Annotated in this window: 9 protein-coding genes; 5 read left to right on the plus strand and 4 right to left on the minus strand. The window is 57.4% G+C overall.

Annotated features, from left to right (window positions below; all coding sequences use genetic code 11):
- Positions 1 to 705 precede the first annotated feature (705 nt).
- The 3 genes from ACVWY3_RS25195 to ACVWY3_RS25205 are packed head-to-tail and all read left to right on the plus strand — an operon-like array spanning position 706 to position 4,533.
- Positions 706 to 3,381, plus strand: a complete 2,676-nt coding sequence (locus tag ACVWY3_RS25195; protein ID WP_456840873.1) for a PAS domain S-box protein — start codon at positions 706 to 708, stop codon at positions 3,379 to 3,381.
- A complete protein-coding gene (locus ACVWY3_RS25200) occupies positions 3,378 to 4,061 on the plus strand; it encodes a response regulator transcription factor (protein ID WP_456840874.1) in 684 nt (227 codons plus the stop codon). The genes ACVWY3_RS25195 and ACVWY3_RS25200 overlap by 4 nt, the downstream gene beginning before the upstream one ends.
- A gap of 46 nt (positions 4,062 to 4,107) precedes the next feature.
- Entirely contained in the window at positions 4,108 to 4,533 is a 426-nt protein-coding gene (locus ACVWY3_RS25205) for a response regulator transcription factor (RefSeq protein WP_456840875.1), read from the plus strand.
- A 951-nt stretch (positions 4,534 to 5,484) separates the two neighbouring features.
- On the opposite strand, the gene ACVWY3_RS25210 is transcribed toward ACVWY3_RS25205, so the two are convergent.
- Both ACVWY3_RS25210 and glmS read right to left on the minus strand, forming a co-directional pair.
- Positions 5,485 to 5,970 (minus strand): effector protein NopP, encoded by a 486-nt coding sequence (locus ACVWY3_RS25210; protein ID WP_456840876.1) that lies wholly within the window; start codon positions 5,968 to 5,970, stop codon positions 5,485 to 5,487.
- Between the two features lie 1,356 nt (positions 5,971 to 7,326).
- Positions 7,327 to 9,153 carry a glutamine--fructose-6-phosphate transaminase (isomerizing) gene (gene glmS, locus ACVWY3_RS25215; RefSeq protein WP_456843455.1) on the minus strand — a complete coding sequence of 609 codons (1,827 nt, stop codon included), beginning with the start codon at positions 9,151 to 9,153 and terminating at the stop codon, positions 7,327 to 7,329.
- A gap of 997 nt (positions 9,154 to 10,150) precedes the next feature.
- Here glmS and gmd point away from each other — a divergent pair.
- Both gmd and ACVWY3_RS25225 read left to right on the plus strand, forming a co-directional pair.
- Positions 10,151 to 11,236, plus strand: coding sequence for a GDP-mannose 4,6-dehydratase (gene gmd / locus ACVWY3_RS25220; RefSeq protein ID WP_456840877.1), 1,086 nt, complete (start codon positions 10,151 to 10,153; stop codon positions 11,234 to 11,236).
- Complete coding sequence (locus ACVWY3_RS25225) at positions 11,217 to 12,227, plus strand: GDP-L-fucose synthase family protein (RefSeq protein ID WP_456840878.1); 1,011 nt, start codon at positions 11,217 to 11,219, stop codon at positions 12,225 to 12,227. Before gmd ends, ACVWY3_RS25225 begins: the two co-directional genes overlap by 20 nt.
- A gap of 275 nt (positions 12,228 to 12,502) precedes the next feature.
- Here ACVWY3_RS25225 and ACVWY3_RS25230 read toward each other — a convergent pair whose 3' ends face one another.
- Both ACVWY3_RS25230 and ACVWY3_RS25235 read right to left on the minus strand, forming a co-directional pair.
- The gene (locus tag ACVWY3_RS25230) at positions 12,503 to 13,639 is read right to left on the minus strand and encodes an MFS transporter (RefSeq protein ID WP_456843456.1); all 1,137 of its coding nucleotides are present in this window, start codon (positions 13,637 to 13,639) and stop codon (positions 12,503 to 12,505) included.
- A gap of 414 nt (positions 13,640 to 14,053) precedes the next feature.
- Positions 14,054 to 17,158: an efflux RND transporter permease subunit gene (locus tag ACVWY3_RS25235; RefSeq protein WP_456840879.1), complete on the minus strand. Its 3,105-nt coding sequence runs from the start codon at positions 17,156 to 17,158 to the stop codon at positions 14,054 to 14,056.
- Between the last annotated feature and the right edge of the window lie 1,441 nt (positions 17,159 to 18,599).

An 18,599-nucleotide genomic window follows, 5' to 3' on the forward strand; every position in this document is an offset into this window, starting at 1 on the left:
CAATGACGTGGTCGCGATCGTGCTGACGCAACTCGTCGTCCCTTGTTACGGTCCGCGCTGCCGCCTCAGATCGTGACGGGTGTGATCAGCGCGGATAAGACGGCACCTCGACAGAGCCGTGGCAGCTCGTGCACGGCTAGTGTCGGTTCGGCGTGGCTGCGCGCGCTCGTTTCGGCTAACCACTCGGAGACAAGTGCTTCGCACCTAGGCGTGATGGCGCTAACGCATACAAAGCAGTCGCGAAACTTCGCCTCGTATCTCGGCACATGACCATTGCGCTTTCTTCCGCATGACCGATCGTACCAGCGAGATGAGTGGACCGGCAGCTTGTCAGTGTTCTTTCCGGTTCGGCGAGGTGCGCCTGATTGTTCCGGCTCACCGTCTTGACTGAACTGCAGCCGCTATCCTCGTGGCTGGCGTAAGGGAGTTATCCGCGGCTGCAGCCTCGAGCGCCTGGCCACAATTATCGGCAGCGCACGAAAGTAGACATCTAATCTTCGATTGCAGGCGTCAGTGCGCCATATTGAAAGGTTTAGGACAACTATACGTATGTCTGTGATGCATTTTTTTCCCGGGCGTGCTCAGTTCAGCACCAACAAACGATCTCGGAAGCGCTCGGCAGCGGGTGCTGGTGCCGGGTATTGCCCTATTTTTGCCTAAAATGTTATAGCTCTCCCGCCGGAGAACAGGCCGGACGGTATCAAAATGCGTAGCCAGATCAGCAGTTTGGAACGTTCAGCCCCTCAGTTTACCTTCGGCAGCTTAACGCTGGCCGTGGTAACACTGGTTTGCTTATACCTTCACGCGCATTTCGCCGCGACGGCGTTCGCCTATTTGTTAGTGGTATTGCTGTTTTCGTTGATGGGCAGCTTCATCGCGTCGTCCGCACTTTGCATCGTAGCCATCGCTGCTCTCGCTTACTACTTTGCGCCGCCGGCGTTCAGCCTGCGAATCGATGACCCCCAAGATCTGCCGGTCGTTGTTGCATTCTTTATTGCCTCGATTGTGGGAACGCACTTGATCGGAAAGCTCCGCCAGGAGAGAGAGGTTGCGCGTGTGGTTGCGGCCAAGCTTCAGCGGAGTGCGGCCGATTTGGAGGATCGCGAGAAACGGTGGCGCGCCATCTTCGAGCACAATCCGGCCATGTACTTCATGGTCGATGAAGCTGGCACTGTCCTCAACGTCAATACGCTCGGCGCGACACAACTCGGCTATGCTCGTGCTGAACTGATCGGTCGATCCGTGCTGGACGTATTCCTCGAAGAGGATCGCGCGTTCGTTCGCGAATGCGTTCGGACGTGCCTTGAGGATGTCGGACAAACGCGCACGTGGGACGTCCAGAAAGTCAGGAAGGGCGGCTCGGTGTTGTGGGTACGTGAAAACGCCAAAGCCATGCTCTGGGGCGATGAGCAGCCCATTGTCCTTATCGCCTGCGAAGATATCACGGAACGAAGGCGGACCGAACTTGCTCTGCAGCGGAGCGAAGCACATTTGGCCCAGGCGCAGGAGTTGAGCCACACAGGCAGCTTCAGCTGGAACCCCACTACGGGCGAGGCCTTCTGGTCCAAGGAAACGTTTCGGATTTTCCAATTAGATCCTGACACGGTGCCGCCGGGGCCCCAGCTCGTCGTTGAGCGCACTCATCCAGATGATAGGGCTTCGGTTAAAGAAATTATCGATCGCGCGATGCGAGACCCGAGCGATTTCGAGCACGAATACCGGCTTCTACTACCGGACGGCTCGGTAAAGCACATCCATGCGCAGGCACGAGCGACGAGAACAGCCTCTGGGGACATCGAGTTTGTTGGGGCAGCTACGGATATTACGGCGGCGAGGCGAGCAGAACAGCAACTGCGCCGCAGCGAGGCCTATCTGGCCGAGGCCCAGCATCTCAGTCACACAGGCAGCTGGTCCTGGGATGTCTACGGTCTAGATTTCATATATCGCTCCGCCGAGGTCGATCGCCTGTTTGGCTTTAGCCCACAAGAGCCGGTATCGATCGAGACCATTCGATCGCGCATCCATCCGGAGGACTTGCCGCGGCTACAGGAGGTGCAGCGCCAGGCGATTGAACACAAGGAGGGGCGGTTCGAATATGATTTTCGTATCCTTCTACCAGATGGCGGGATAAGACGCATACACTCCGTTGCGCACGTGGTGATCGGCAGCGATGGTAACGTCAGCGAGCTGATCGGAACACATATGGATGTGACCGAGCAACACGCAGCTAGGGAACGCCTGGAAAACACACTTGCCGCGCTGCGCGAGAGCGAACAGCGCTTTCGCGACTACGCCGAAACAGCTTCCGACTGGCTCTGGGAGACCGGGCCGGATCATCAGGTCACTCGCTTGTCCGAGCACACCAGCGCTGCGGGAATTTTGGCGACAGGATTGATGGGCCTGCTTCGCTGGGACATTGCGTGCGACGTCGAAGAGGAACCCGAGAAGTGGCGGCAGCATCGGGCGACGTTGGAGGCCCATCTTCCGTTTCGGGATCTCGTCTACCGCACCGTGAATCGGACAGGTTCTCCGATCTATGTCCGCACGAGTGGCAAGCCTTTTTTCGATGGAAAGGGCAATTTTCTCGGCTACCGTGGCGTCAGCACCGACATCACCGCTACCATTCGCGCCGATCAAGCCGAACAAGAACTACGAAAGGCGCAGTCGGAGCTTGCGCATGTGACGCGTGTAACGACTTTAGGAGAGCTGACAACCTCCATCGCCCACGAAATAAACCAGCCACTCGCCGCTATTATCAGCAACGCGGATGCGTGCCTCGGTTGGATGGGCCGGGAAGCGCCTGATCTTTCCGCCGCGCGCTCTTCGGTGGAGTGGATCATCGAAGACGCAATCCGGGCAAGCGAGGTGATCCGTCGTATTCGCGCGCTCGCGAAGAAAGGCGAGATTGAGATGGTGCCGCTCGATATCAATGAGGTCGTTAAGGACGTCATTGCGCTGGTAACACGAGAGCTGGTGAGCCACCGAGTGACATTACGAACCGAGTTGACGGAAGGACTACCTAGGATCCTCGGCGATCGGATTCAGCTTCAACAGGTGATCATCAATCTGGTGATGAACGGAATCGAAGCCATGGACGCAGTTACAGACAGGAAGCGCGAACTGCTGATTCAATCATCGAAGGAGGATGTGGGGCACGTCCACCTTGCCGTGACCGATTGCGGCGTCGGCATCGCCGAGAACGACGCGGACCGCGTCTTGGATCCCTTCTTCACCACCAAATCGACTGGCCTTGGAATGGGTCTTTCGATCTGCCGGTCGATCGTGGAAGCTCATGGAGGACGATTGTCAATGGTCCACAAAAATGGACCGGGCGCGACGTTCCAGTTTGCCTTGCCGCTGCATAAGGAGGGCGTCTCGTGACAGCACGATTTGACGCGTCAGATGAAGGCAGCAATCCCGAGGCCTCGACGAAGGCGACCGTTTTCGTCGTCGAGGATGATATCTCAATGCGTCGCTCGCTTACGAATCTTTTTAAATCGGTAGGGTTGGACGTCATTGCATTCGGATCCGCCCGCGAAATGCTGCAGAGCACAATTCCGGACGTTATTAGCTGTCTAGTTCTTGATGTCCGGCTGCCAGGCTTGAGCGGGCTTGACTACCAGACTGAGCTAGCGAGGTTGAACATACATATTCCGATCATTTTCATTACCGGCCATGGCGACATTCCAATGACCGTCAGAGCCATGAAGGAAGGAGCCGTCGATTTTCTCAGCAAACCGTTTCGCGATCAGGAACTGCTTGATGCCGTTGTCGCGGCGACCGAACGCGATCGCAAAAGACGGGAGGCTCAGCAGACGGTCGCGAACCTGCAGTCTTTATTTGAGAACTTAAGCCCCCGGGAGCAGGGGGTGATGAAACTGGTCGCTGCCGGCCTGATGAACAAGCAGGTCGCCGCCGAGCTTGGGCTCGCCGAGATCACTGTCAAGATCTACCGCGGAAAAGTAATGAAAAAGATGCGTGCACGCTCGCTGGCCGACTTGATCAGAATGACTGAGACGCTGGGAATTCGCGCTAATCGTCCTGAACAAACCCAAGTATGATTTTACAACTTCATCGGTCGAGCCCACTTTTCGCCGAAAGTGGCTAATGCTTGCAGCCGCTATTCCCCCTTCAGGAGGGCTCGTCTTGTCCACGCCTTTGATTTCCGTCGTTGACGACGACGCCTCAGTCCGTGCGGCGACAGAGAATCTTTTGAAATCGCGTGGCTACATCGCCCGGATATTTGCGTCGGCCGAGGAACTCCTGAGGTCCCCGCAATTGGACGAGACATCCTGTGTCATTGCCGATGTGCAGATGTCGGCTATGAGCGGTCTGGAGCTGTTGGCAGAGATGCGGACACGTGGGTACGACACACCATTCATTTTCATTACGGCTTTCCCCGACGACCGCGTGCGCGCGTCAGCGCTGGGCGCCGGAGCGATTGGCTTCCTCCCCAAACCCTTTGCCGGCCAAGCGTTAATCCAGTGCCTCGACACCGCACTGAACGCGTATGACGGCGGAGACCGCATCTGATGCAATCAACCTGCGGCTTGAGCGGACGTCCGATCTAAACGCCCCGCGCGTCGATCTCGCCACCGATCAACCTCTCCGCGGTGAAACACGCTACTTGGGCTAAAACGCGAGCGAGTGGCAAATTAGTCGGCTTGTCCATGCTTTACCGACTATTGCCGGGCGGCTACGTTGGTGCAGAACAACCTCATCGCTGCGAGGGCCGGAAGCGCACGCTAGCTCGACTCATTCTGCAGGTCGACGTTCAACGTAATGCTCACCCAAAGCAATCGACGACCCTAAGCCCTTCTTAACTCGTCTGGATCGAGGCTATATACTCCATTACAGAGTGGAGCTGGCGCGAGAGCGCTCGACAAAAGCAAGAGATTGGCTGTTCGCAGCCCGACCGCAGGACGATGATAACGGAGCCTCGCCTGGGACAACCGTCTCGCGTGTTGTGTTGAGGCTTTTCTGGTGAAATAGCTCTGCACGATGCTCGTGCCCACGGCGTCGTTATGTCCGTTGACGCATGCCGACCGTCTTGCCCATTGGGCGCCGCTTCGCTGTTGCATTCCGTGCCGACCGACTCACGGCAGGCGCGACGCGCTTACTACTTCGTAAGCCGTCCTCGGTAGAAGACTTCTGCCTCCAAGCCGTACAACGTGCTCGGCGCAACACGCCCGGCCCCTCGGCGACCGGGTGCACTGTGGCGGCACTCCATGCATGTCCGCGCCGCAGCGAGCGTTGTCTCAATTGCTTGCGCAGTGAGCCCCTACTTCCAACGCTCAAACAACTCAGCAACTGCTCTTCTGAGCCCGACTCAGAGGAACTCACAGCCGAAAAGGACTATAAACACAGAGCAGCCCGGAGCAGACTAGATTAGTCTACTCCATCGGGCATCATCGGTGATTCAATGGTCACATAAACTCATCCTCATATTCGTATGTTGAGCCGCTCGCTGGGATCTCGGTATCACTACCTTTCACTTTCGACAGCTTTAGCAAGATACCGCGCAGCAGTGCCTTTTCGCTGCCAGTCGCCATCGCTATTCCTTACCCACTTGTCTGACCTCTCTATGTCGAGAACCATGTTGTCGGCATCAACCTCGACGAATCTCATCTTTGCCGCACGAGCTCTTGCTTCGGGATTAGCCGGACGCAAATTGAGCAGCGGCTGTTTGCCGTCCATGCGAAGCTGGTGCTCGAGCAGGATATCGCCAGCGTTATCGACAAGCGGATGAACGACTTGAAGATCCACAGTAGAGGTCGTTCCGTCGCGTACAGGAAATAGCTTTTTCCACCTTTTGACGTCGAACTCGGTCATGCTGTCGCCGCCTTCCATTCTTAGCAGTCCCACACTCTTGTTGCCCAATTGGTAGCTGAAGTATCGCGCATTCTCGGAGTCTCGAGTTGTGCCGTACTCTTCGGCAACTTCTGCAGTTCGCCTTGCCTTGGCGGACATGAAGTCGGAGTATTCTTGGGGATTGTCGGCGATGTACTTGATTTCGTCGCCATGATAGGCCTTCGTGGCTTCTCGGAATGAGCGACGATCTTTGAACTCTATGATGGGAGGGCTTGAAACGAGCGAATATGGTCTTGTTGCCTAAGATGAACTGCGACTCGAGCCAGAATCGGCTAAGCGCATATTGGCTAACTCATCAGCAAAATTGTCTGCGTCCATTTGCTCATCAGTTTCGGCAAAGTTTGACGATTGGAAGTAGGACGCGCCATTGCTCCGATTATACATTGCGATTGGTGCTCCCGTCGGACATACATTTCCGCATCTAGTCTAGGCTTGTTGGGCCTAGCGGCGCTGATAGGGAGCCTGGCTTACCAAGACCTGACGTGGTCGCCCTCACGTTGGCTTGTCCTGACGCTTCTTTCTGAACGACACGGCGGCACACGCTCGTGCCATTGGCATTCATCAGGTTTTGATGAGAGGCCGCGAACAGCTCTGAGGAAGCTCCTTTCATTAGGAATTTGGTTAGTCGCCGATTGACCTGCTGACGCCAATAGGATGGTGCTGTTTTGTTCTTCCGCCGCGCCCGTCTCATATCCTGGGCAACGATATCGCCTGCGCCAGAAACGTAGTCTGATGTCGACTCGTGGAAGCGCGACCGCGCATTCGGCGTCAACGCTCATTTACCCACTTCGCCTTCGCCGCGGTTAGCCAGCTGAACCACGGAATGAATGTCAGCCGCTGCGGGTGCGCCGTGCATTGCGGTTAGGGGACGCGCCCGACGACTAGGCGCGTCCCAAGTTGGCGCCCCCTGCACTTCGTTTTAGGTCCTCGACCTTGCGCGGGAATGTGCGCTTAACAATCCATTTGGCGACACGTAGCAGCTGGGAGGGTCGCGGTGGCGCTATGGTCCAACCGGATTGCGTGATCCGCTGCTACGCGCCGAAGCGACAGACTGGACTGCTAATCCTAAGCAATCGTCACCGGGGCTCGAAGTGCATGCATTGTTCGTCGGCTTCGGCAAGGGGGGAGAATGAGTTAGAGAGCCACTTTTGTGCACCGAGCTTCAGGCTGATTTGGCCCTGCAAAGCAGATAGTAGGCTGGGTGACCGAAGAGGCGACTTGGATCTCCCAATTGTGTGTAATTTCCACTTGTTATCGCCCGTTCCGCTCGAACGACAGGAACGTAACGCTCACCCCCTTTGGCGTTGGTCAGTTGACGACGATGACGCAAGCAGGACTTACTCTGCTCATCGAGCTGGATCGGTCTATGATTGAGACCTGTTGATACTGGGATCGTTCTCCTTGAGCTCGCCCACTCCATTAATGGCCTCAATGCTCCAATATAGCACTGCCGCCTCATTCCACGGTCACCGATTTTGCCAGATTACGCGGCTGATCCACGTCCGCGCCCCTTACGAGTGCGGTATGGTAAGCCAAGAGCTGAACCGGAATGGCGTAGACCATCGGCGTAAAGCTTGCGAACATCTCCGGCAGCACAATGGTCATTAGTGTGTCCACCGCCGCTTCCAAAGCACCCTTCGAATCGGTGATCAGGATGATCTTGCCGCCCCGAGCCGCAACTTCTTGCATATTCGAGACGGTCTTCTCGAAGACCTCGTCATACGGCGCGATCACCACCACAGGCACTGCCTCATCTATAAGTGCGATCGGTCCGTGCTTGAGCTCGCCGGCGGCATAACCTTCTGAGTGGATATAGGCAATTTCCTTCAGCTTGAGTGCGCCCTCCAGCGCCAGGGGGGCCGATGTGCCACGACCGAGATAGAGCACGTCCCTTGTGTCGGCGATATAACGCGCGAGCTTCTCGATCTGCGGCTCAATCAACAGTGCCGCAGCAATCAACCGCGGCACTTCGATAAGCGCAAGGACAAGCTTCGATTCATCGATCTCAGACAGTTTGTCGCGCTCTTTGCCTGCTGCTATGGCAAGCGCAGCCAATACCATCAGCTGGCAGATGAATGCCTTGGTGGAGGCGACGCCGATTTCTGGCCCCGCCAGCGTCGGCAGAACGGATTCGCTCTCCCGCGCAATCGTCGACGTCGGGACATTGACCACAGATATCGTGTGCACGCCCTGGTCCTTGGCGTATCGCAACGCAGCTAGCGTGTCAGCGGTTTCGCCCGACTGCGAGATGACGATCGCGAGATCGCCCCGGCGTAATGGCGCCTCCCTGTAGCGGAACTCGGACGCTACATCGATCTCGACAGGCAAGCGCGCGAGCCGCTCGAACCAGTATTTGGCGATGTGCCCGGCATAGCTTGCAGTGCCGCACGCGGTAATTGAGATGCGCTGAATAGATTTAAAGTCGAACGGTAATGTGAGCGGCAGGGCAACGCGCTTGGCCGCCGTGTCGAGATAGTGCGCCAATGTCTTGCCGGCCACTGTCGGCTGTTCGTGGATTTCCTTGGCCATGAAGTGGCGATAATTCGCTTTATCCACAAGGAGTGACGATACGCCAGACTTTGATGTTTCCCGCTCGACGACAGATCCGTCTGCACTATAGATCACGTACATCGTGCGCGTAAGCACGGCCCAGTCGCCGTCTTCAAGATAGGTGATGGTGTCGGTCAAAGGCGCGAGCGCGATCGCGTCCGATCCGAGATACATTTCGCCGTTACCATGTCCTATCGCAAGGGGCGACCCCTTACGCGCGCCGATCAAAAGATCGTCGTGGGCCTTGAAAAGGAATGCCAACGCGAAGGCACCGCGCAGCCGCGGCAGCGAAGCTTGTACCGCATCCTGTGGCGAGTAACCCTCCTTGAGATAAGATTCGACGAGATGCGCCACAACCTCTGTGTCTGTCTCTGAGTTAAAATTGGCTCCATTCCGCTCCAGTTCGGCTCGCAGCTCGCGGAAATTCTCAATGATCCCGTTATGAACGACCGCGACATTTTCCGTCGCATGCGGGTGAGCATTGCTCTCGGTCGGCTTTCCATGAGTCGCCCAGCGGGTATGACCGATTCCCGTGTGTCCCGACGGCGGACAATAGCGCAGCCGCTCCTCAAGGTTTCTCAGCTTACCTTCAGCGCGGCGGCGCTCGATATGGAGACCTTCGAGAGTCGCGAGGCCTGCGGAGTCGTACCCACGATATTCCAATCTCTTGAGCGAGGCGACCAACTGTCCAACGACCGGACCACGCCCCAAAATACCAACAATTCCACACATATCGATCAATGCAGCCCAAGTTTAAGGGGTCAGGAACCCGTCATGAAATTCGATTGCCCGATGGTAACAGGTGTCAAGTTCGGTTTTCGCGGCCGCCTGTATCTCCGCCGCATTCACAAGCGTGAGTTAGATCTCTTTCAGCCATCATCGCTTCGCCCGGCTACATTGCGCTTTTGGCTGCCGATCGAGTACAAACGACGCAGCAGCTCTAGCTTGAATTGTCCCAGTTACTGGAGACGTTTTCCGTGCACGGGTTTAGGAGACTTATCATACTTGGACCGAGGCAACTTACGCTCAGCCAAGGTTAAAGGATCGGCGCCGAAGCTCCATTGTACGAAAGTAAGCTCTGGATATCGAAACGTTCGACGATCTATACCAACGTTTTCTACTCTTTCTCACTTTGTTGCGCGTCGACTCTCACCGCCTGCCACGAGTTGGATATTGGCAACGGCACTGATCATGGTCGATGCGTCGACCTACAAGATTGCGTATTCTATTTGGAAGTTAACAACACTTTGTAGACTGCGGCTCTATGAGCAGGCTTTGGCTGTGTGCTGACTTGCGTGCCGTCATTCCGACAAATGCATTGACGAATTCGACCTCAGCTTGTCGATCTCCCGCGCCATGACGAGACCACGCGAAATGAACTCATGCTCCTGAGGATAGATTAGGAGCACAGACTCTCTCTTTTGTCTCATTGCAAATATCGCCACGGGCAAGCGCGCCCGAGCACGCGTAAGGGCGTTTTGCCATCCGTCTCGCCTGCTTAGGAACATCGCGCTGCTAGGGGTACTGGGCTTCATTTTTGAATCTGAATGTGTTGGCATCCTTCAGTCCAAATATAAATGAATGTATATAGTGCGCATTCCTGCATGACGTGTATGACTGAGCTAACCAACGCTGTCCTTTAATTGCGGGTGAAGCGCGCATGCGCATCTAGATTTTTCGAAAAACGGCTTCGCAATGGTTTTTCTTTGCGGCGCCACTAAGGGAGACCATGGCGGCTCAGGACTCAAAGCGGCGCGTTGCGCTCATTACGGGCGTGACCGGGCAGGACGGCGCATATCTCGCCGAGTATTTGCTGTCGCTCGGCTATGTCGTGCACGGCATCAAGCGCCGCTCGTCCTCGTTCAACACCGCGCGCGTTGACCATCTCTACCAGGACCCGCACGTCGGCAATGTGCCGTTCCTGATGCACTATGGCGACATGACGGATTCGACCAATCTGATCCGCCTGATGCAGCAGATCCGCCCCACAGAGATCTACAATCTCGCCGCCCAGAGCCACGTCGCCGTCAGCTTCGAGAGCCCGGAATATACCGCCAATGCCGACGCCGTCGGCGTGCTGCGCCTCCTCGAGGCGATCCGCATCCTCGGCATGGAGAAGGAGACGCGGTTCTACCAGGCCTCGACTTCCGAGCTCTATGGCCTCGTGCAGGAGGTCCCCCAGAAGGAGACGACGCCGTTCTATCCGCGCTCGCCTTACGGCGTCGCCAAGCTCTACGGCTACTGGATCACTGTGAACTACCGCGAAGCCTACGGCATGTTCGCAAGCAACGGCATCCTGTTCAACCACGAGAGCCCGATCCGCGGCGAGACCTTCGTCACCCGCAAGATCACCCGCGGCGTGGCGCGGATCGAGGTCGGGCTCGAGAATACGCTCTATCTCGGCAATCTCGAAGCCAAGCGCGACTGGGGCCATGCCAGGGACTACGTCGAAGGCATGCACATGATCCTCCAGGCCGACAAGCCTGATGATTTCGTGCTCGCCACCGGCGAGACGCGCTCGGTGCGCGAGATGGTCGAGCTGGCTTTCGCCCATGTCGGCCGCCGCATCGCATGGCGCGGGCAGGGCGTCGACGAGACCGGCGTCGACGAGACGAGCGGCAAGACCGTGGTGAGAATCGATCCAACCTATTTCCGCCCGACCGAGGTCGATCTCCTGGTCGGTGACGCCAGCAAGGCACGCCAGGTGCTCGGCTGGAAGCCGAAGCGGACGTTCGCAGAGCTCGTCGAGGAGATGGTGGCGAGCGATCTGGCAGACGCAAGACGGGACGCCGGCCGTGGCAAGCACAGCGTTTGAGCTGAAAGGCAAGAGCGTCTATGTGGCCGGCCACCGTGGCATGGTCGGAGCCGCGCTGGTGCGCCGTCTCGAAAGGGAGGATGCGAGGCTCGTCACGGTGGATCGCCGCGAGGTCGATCTCTGCAACCAGGCCGCCGTGTTCGACTGGTTCGCGCGCGTGCGGCCGCAGGTGATCTTCCTTGCTGCCGCCAAAGTCGGCGGCATCGTCGCCAACAACACGCTGCGCGCCGAGTTTATCTACGACAACATCGCGATTGCGGCCAACGTGATCCACGCCGCCTACCTGAACGGCGCCGAGAAGCTGATGTTTCTGGGTTCGTCCTGCATCTATCCGAAGCTGGCGGCGCAGCCGCTGCGCGAGGATTCCGTGCTGACCGGCCCGCTGGAGCCGACCAACGAGCCCTATGCGATCGCCAAGCTCGCCGGTATTAAGATGGCGGAGGCCTATCGCAGCCAGTATGGCAGCGACTTCATCAGCGTGATGCCGACCAATCTCTACGGTCCCGGCGACAATTATCATCCCGAGTACAGCCACGTGATTGCCGCCCTGGTCCGCCGCTTCCACCAGGCGAAGCTCGCGGGCTCGAAGAGCGTGGTGGTCTGGGGCACCGGCACGCCGCGCCGCGAATTTCTCTACGTTGACGATCTCGCCGACGCCTGCATCCATCTGATGAAGACCTATTCCTCGCCGGAACTGGTCAATATCGGTACCGGCGAGGACATCAGCATCGCCGAGTTAGCGCTCATGGTCGCGGCCGCCATCGGTTATCGCGGTGAGATCAGATTCGACACGTCGCGCCCTGACGGCACACCGCGCAAGCTGCTCGACGTCGGGCGTCTGTCCGGGCTCGGCTGGCGCGCCACGACCTCGCTTGAGGACGGCATTCAGCTGGCATACCGGGCGTATCGCGCCGACAGCGATGAACGGCACCAAAGTGATCTGCCTGTTCCGCGAATAACCGGCCAAATTCTAGACATCAATCCGCGGTGAATGTCCAGCCTAGCGGACTTGCCGCTCACGTCCTTCTTTGCTTCGCAGTTGACAAGCGTTCATTGTCACCGGGCTCGGTCGGACGCCAAGAATCCACGTGACGCGGTGTATTCTAGCTACGACGCAGCCAACCACTTGCAGGAAAAGGAGAATCGCCATGATCGAGACCTGCTACCATGAAGTTGAGAGCTCATCGTCTCTAGCCGCTAAGTGCCGACCGCTGGACGTTCATTAGTCGGAAGCGTGCTGGTGTCCCTTTCCACTCGGCCAACGCCTTAGCGATCGTCTCTCATCATCCTCGCTGACAGCGTAACGATGGACATGAGCGCGCCCAACATCCCAAATGCCACGCCCAAGCCAAACATGTGTGCGACGAGCCCAATGCCGGCGGGCCCAATGAGAATACCCGCATAGCCGGCTGTCGTGATGACCGCGACCGCAACGGCTGGGGGCATCATTTTCTGTTTGCCGGCGCGTCGACAAAGTACAGGTACAACATTTGAAATACCCAATCCAATAAGAAGGAACCCCGCCATAGCAATTAACGCAACGGGCGCGGCCACCACAGCCAAGAACCCTGTTACGATCGGCAGAGTCCCGAGCATCAATGTGGCACGGTCACCGATTCGCGCCACGACGGCATCTCCGCCGAGACGGCCTGCGGCCATTGCGAGTGAGAAGAGCATACAACCAATGCCCCCACGCGCTTCCGCGAGAAGATCTCGTTCAACGAGAAGCAAAGCGCTCCAATCGAGCATTGAACCTTCGACAAGGAAAGTGATAGCCGCGAGCACAGCTATTAGCAACACACTGCGATCGGGCAAGACAAACGATGGCCCCTGCCGCCCCGCCCCCGCCGCGAGCAACCCCGGCCACGCCGATCCAATCGCGATCGTCATCAACGCCGAACAGACCAACGTCGAAAAAAGCGGGCCAAGTTGCAGCGACAGGAGCGAGGTCACTGCGGCAGAGCCGGTGAATTCCCCAATGCTGTACTGGGCGTGGAAGCCAGACATCAATGGACGGCCCGTGACGCGCTCCAATTCAACCGCGTGAATGTTCATGGCTACATCGATCGAGCCGAGTGAAACGCCGAAAGCAAACAGCGTAGCACCGAGCCTGACAGGTGTGTTGGCAATTCCGAGGCACGGCAACATGATCGCGAGTCCAAGTCCACCCCCGAGGATAATGGGCTTGCTGCCGTACCGCGCATTCAATACGCCAGTCAAAAGCATAGCGATAACGGATCCGGTTCCGAGACAGAGCAACAAAAACCCAAGCATGCGGTCACCGACCGCGAGCCGCTCCTTGGCGAGTGGCACCAAAGGCGCCCAGGCCGCGAGGCCGAATCCGGCCACAAAAAATGCGAGCCGAGTCCCAAGCAGGCCGGCAGACCAATTAGAAGGCAGTATCACGGGCGCTCCTGAGAGAACGGGCTCGCGAGCGCGACGCCCCTCATCCTGCGTGCGTCGCCTGCAGGCGGCGCTTCGACCATGATGGCCTCAAGCTGGCATTCTTTATCCCTGCAAATGCAATGCCGTCACAAACACTAGTGGACTACCTCACTAGGCAAGCGGACGGTGATCGTCGAGCCCGTGGATAGGGTGCTTCGGTTATTCCTTCCCGAGTTAAGCTGGCCATAAGAGGGTGACAGTTTTTGCTGATCTGCGACAACCGGAGGCGCAACGCTCACTGTGGCTTTGTCGCAAAGCCTACAAACCTCGCAAAGCCAACGGGGCGTGAAGATCTCGATTCGTAAGGGAGCGTGAATCGATCGCAGGCTCCTTCGGGCATCCACACTGAGCGAACCGGGATTGATTTTATCGTCATTGCTTGGCCATCTGGGCATCAGCAGCGCCGGTTAGGTCGAGATCGGCAGCGATCTTCGCGCGGCCGGAGCTCGCATCGGCACGATGATCGGACGCGATCGCGACATAGACCGCCGGCAGCACGAAGAGCGTGAACAGCGTGCCGACAGACATGCCCGCGACGAGCACGAGCCCGATCGAGAAGCGACTCGCGGCGCCAGCTCCCGTTGCGATCATCAGGGGTATGAAGCCGGTGACCATCGCCACAGTGGTCATCAAGATTGGACGCAGTCGGACGCGCGCCGCCATCTCTATAGCCGAGCGACGGTCAAGTCTCTCCTTGAGCTGCAGCTCATTGGCGAACTCAACCATCAGGATGCCGTGCTTGGAAATTAACCCGACCAGTGTCAACAGTCCGATCTGTGTGTAGATGTTCATCGTCGCCCAGCCAAAGAATGGCGGGATCAAGGCGCCGACGATTGCCATCGGCACGCTGATCAGGATGATGAGGGGATCGCGCAGACTTTCGAACTGTGCCGCAAGCACCAAGAATATGATTATGAGTGCAAATGCAAAGGCAATGGCCAGTTGGTTACCCTCGTGCACATATTGGCGCGCGTCGGCAAGGAAGTCGTGACTGAAGCCTGCGGGCAGTTTCTTCGCCTCCGCTTCCAGGAAGTCCACAGCCTGACCGATCGTGACGCCGGGCATCGGCACAGCCTGAAAGGTCGCGCAGTTGAGCTGATTGTAGTGGGTGAGCGCGTTCGGATCGGTTGCAGTCTCGATGGAGACTACGGTCGACAGCGGAAGCATCGAGCCCGCCGCAGTCTTCACATAATAGCTCCCGATTGCTTGCGGCGCCAGGCGTTCTTCGCGGGGCACCTGCGGGATCACCTCGTAGGAGCGGCCCTGCAAATTGAAGCGGTTGACGTAGTTTCCGCCAAGTAAGGTGGCGAGCGCGTTTCCGATGGTCTGCATGGTGATGCCAAGCTCGTTGGCCTTGGATCGATCAACCTTGATTCGTACCACCGGCTGGTTGAACTCGAGGTCGGAGTCGCTCACCATGAACAGACCGCTCTTCCGCGCGGCCTCCTTCAGCTTCGACATCTGCTCGTAGACGGATTGGAAGTCAAACGTCGAATTGATCACCATCTGCACTGGTAGGCCATCCGAACCGCCCGGAAGTGGCGGCAAGCTAAAGGCAAACGCGTTGATGCCTTCAATTTTGGACAGCTCGGCCTGGACAAGCGACTTAAGCACGATCGATGAGCGCTTGCGCTCGTCCCATGCCTTGAGCAACATGCCGGCCATGCCACTCTGCTGGCCGCCAACACCATTGAGCACAAAGCTCAAATCGGTCTCTGGAAATTTTTGGAGCGCGTGTTCTAGCTTGGTGCCGTAATAATCGAGGTAGTCGATATTGGCGTATCTCGGCGCCTTGGTTAGAGCGAATACGATACCTTGATCCTCCTCGGGTGCGAGCTCCTTGGAAGTATTCACATAAAGAAAGCCGACGAGGCCCAGCATGGTCAGCGCAAACAGGCCGGTAATCGGACGATAGTCGAGCGAGCGGTCGAGCTTTCGGCCGTACCATCGTGTCATGGTGCTGAACCCGCGGTTCACAAATGTTGCAAACCGCCCCTCCTCTGCGCGCCTCAGGAAGACCGAGCACATCATCGGCGACAGTGTCAAAGCAATCACGCCTGACACGATCACCGCTCCTGCCAGCGTAAACGCAAACTCGCGGAACAGCGCGCCGGTGAGGCCGCCGAGAAACCCGATTGGGGCATATACCGCAGCCAAGGTAATCGTCATGGAGACAACGGGGCCGACGATCTCGTGCGAGCCCCTTATAGCAGCCGCTAGAGGCGGCGCGCCCTCTTCCAAATGGCGATGAATGTTCTCCACCACAACGATCGCGTCATCGACCACGAGACCGATTGCGAGAACCATCGCAAGGAAAGTCAGGAGATTGAATGAAAACCCCAGCGCCAACATCATGCTGCAGATTCCAACAAGCGAGAGCGGTATAGTGACCACAGGAATGATGACCGACCGCAGCGAGGCCAGGAATAGGAAGATTACCGCCACCACGATCACGACGGCTTGGATGAGCGTCTTCTCCACTTCATCGAGCGACGATTGAATGAATTTGGTGGAGTCGTAGGCCACGTTCATCTTCAGTGACGGCGGCAGGTTACGCTCCATTTCTGGAAACAGAGCCCGAACGCCTCGCGCTATGTTTAGCGGATTGCCTTGCGGGCTTGCCCGGACGCCGATAAAGACCGCGTGCTCGCCGTTCATTGCGACGCTAGTGTCAGTGGTCTGTGCGGCAAGCTCGACTGTCGCAATGTCCGCTATGCGCACAAAGCCACCGTCATTGGATTTGACGATCATGCGCTTGAAGTCATCGACACTCCGCAGATCCGTATTTGCCGTGACATCGGAGATAGTGAAATAGCCCTTGGTCTGGCCGGCCGCGGCCTGGAAGTTGTTAGCGGCGATTGCAGCCGAAACTTCGGCCGGCGACACGCCGTGCCCTGCCATTTTCGCGGTATCGAGCCATAGCCGCATCGCAAAACTCTGGCCACCCAGGATGTCTGCCGCTGCGACGCCGTCGACGGTTGACATGACGGGTTGCACAACGCGCGAGAGGTAGTCGGAGATCGCGCTGGCCGCCAGTTCTTCGCTGGAGAAGGCGATATACATGACAGCGGTGGCCTGACCGGTTGACTTAGTGACGACCGGATCGTTTGATTCCTTCGGGATTAAGTATTTGACTGAGTTTACCTTGGAGAGCACCTCGGTGAGCGCTTCATTGGGATCAAAATTGAGCTTGATGTAGACTTGGATCGTGGAGGTACCGAGCACCGATGAGGAAATAACGTAGTCGACGCCCTCGGCGGAAGCGACTGCCTGCTCCAGGGGAGTGGTGATGAACCCCTGAATCATGTCGGCCGAGGCCCCAGGATAGGAAGTCGTGATATTGACAACCGTATTAGATAGCTTGGGATATTGCCGGATCGGCAGTACGGTGGCCGCACGAAAGCCGATCAGTAAGATCAGGCAACTAACGACGACAGACAATACCGGACGTTTGATGAAAAGCTCGGTAAATGCCATCTCGACTCGCATTTCAAGAGGGGGGATGCAAATTCGCCGGCAACGTACACCAGCGATGATCATCAATGCGGCGACTGTACTAAAGACCCGAGCACAAGCGCCGCGTTATTGGCTACTCTAAGGGCGCTCGCGAGCGCAGGATGCCCTATCCTCCGCTTGCAATTTCGTCGCTCAAATAGAGTACTATTCCGCTGATCGGGGGCTGATCGGGATCTCGATAGTGGCACCTTCTAGGAAGCTCCTGCCCTTTTGCGTGCAACAAGATGTTCGTCTCAACACCTGATTGGAACGCGCCGACTTCTGGCAAAGGCATCAGTTCAGACTTCGCACTGAACCGCAAATCGAATGATCCAGGTTCGACATCGAAAGTACAAACGATCTAACCGGCGCTCAACTCTACAAAGGTAAGTGGGTGATATAGCATCGGCTGCAAAGCACTAAACCAAGGTTTGTCGAATTGGCCGCTGATCGCCGGCAACAAGGCTTACAGGGTTGCCCGGACACAACGTTCAGCCCGCTGCAGTCTTCGTCACGCCACGTTACGATTACGATTGGTACTATGGCCCCTCCGCCATTCAGCGTCAGAGGCGCATTCTTTTGGGTATCCGTTCGATCCTCACGGGGAGTACGCTAATGGACATCTTCTTCCTCGTTCAGGGATGGACAACCGACCGAAAACTCACATCTTGTGGTTTCACAGACATCCTATTCGAAGCGGCTGCCCCCTGTGGTCCTCTAGAAGCGCGCGTATGCGCGCAGCGATCTGCCGTGCTTCCTTCGGCCGCAGGTTGGGCTTCATGCAATCGAGTATGGCTAGCATCGCCTGAACTTCGTCGATGTTAAATGTAGCAGCGTTGCGATCTGATGGTCCCAGAGACTGATCGGCGGCACGGGCTTGATTGGCCGCAAGCACCGCAAGGGCTTGCGACCGCAAGGATGCGATATCCCGCTCGAGTATATGCATTTGTTCGCCTGTAGCTGCGCGCAAGCGCTGGTGGCCAACCCGGTCACGAAGACTGGAGCTGGCCACCTTTGCTCCCGGGAGGCTCAAATCCTCAAGGCTATCAACTTGTATCTTCTAGAAGTACCGAAGGGCACCTACCAAAATCGGTCGGTCCCGTCCTCACGGCGGCAATCTAAGCTGGGTCTTCGCCTTGGAGAAATTGAGACACCAGCATGCCCAGACACGTGCGCCTTGCGTAAACAAGAATGACACAAATGCGCATGAGAGACGCGAGAACGTTGACGGAGTAAATCCAGACGGAGCGCGATAGAAGCAGTTCCTTTGGAAAGATTATCCGAGACCTCGAAAGCCACGACAGGGAGTACCGCGTTAAAGAACTCGGCAACGCAGTCGGCGTCGGCGTCGCCACACACATGGCGGACACAATTGCACCACCAAGATAACAGCGGCCGGGCCTCGCAGGCAACCTCCTTCCCT

This window comes from Bradyrhizobium sp. USDA 4486 (assembly GCF_054057995.1).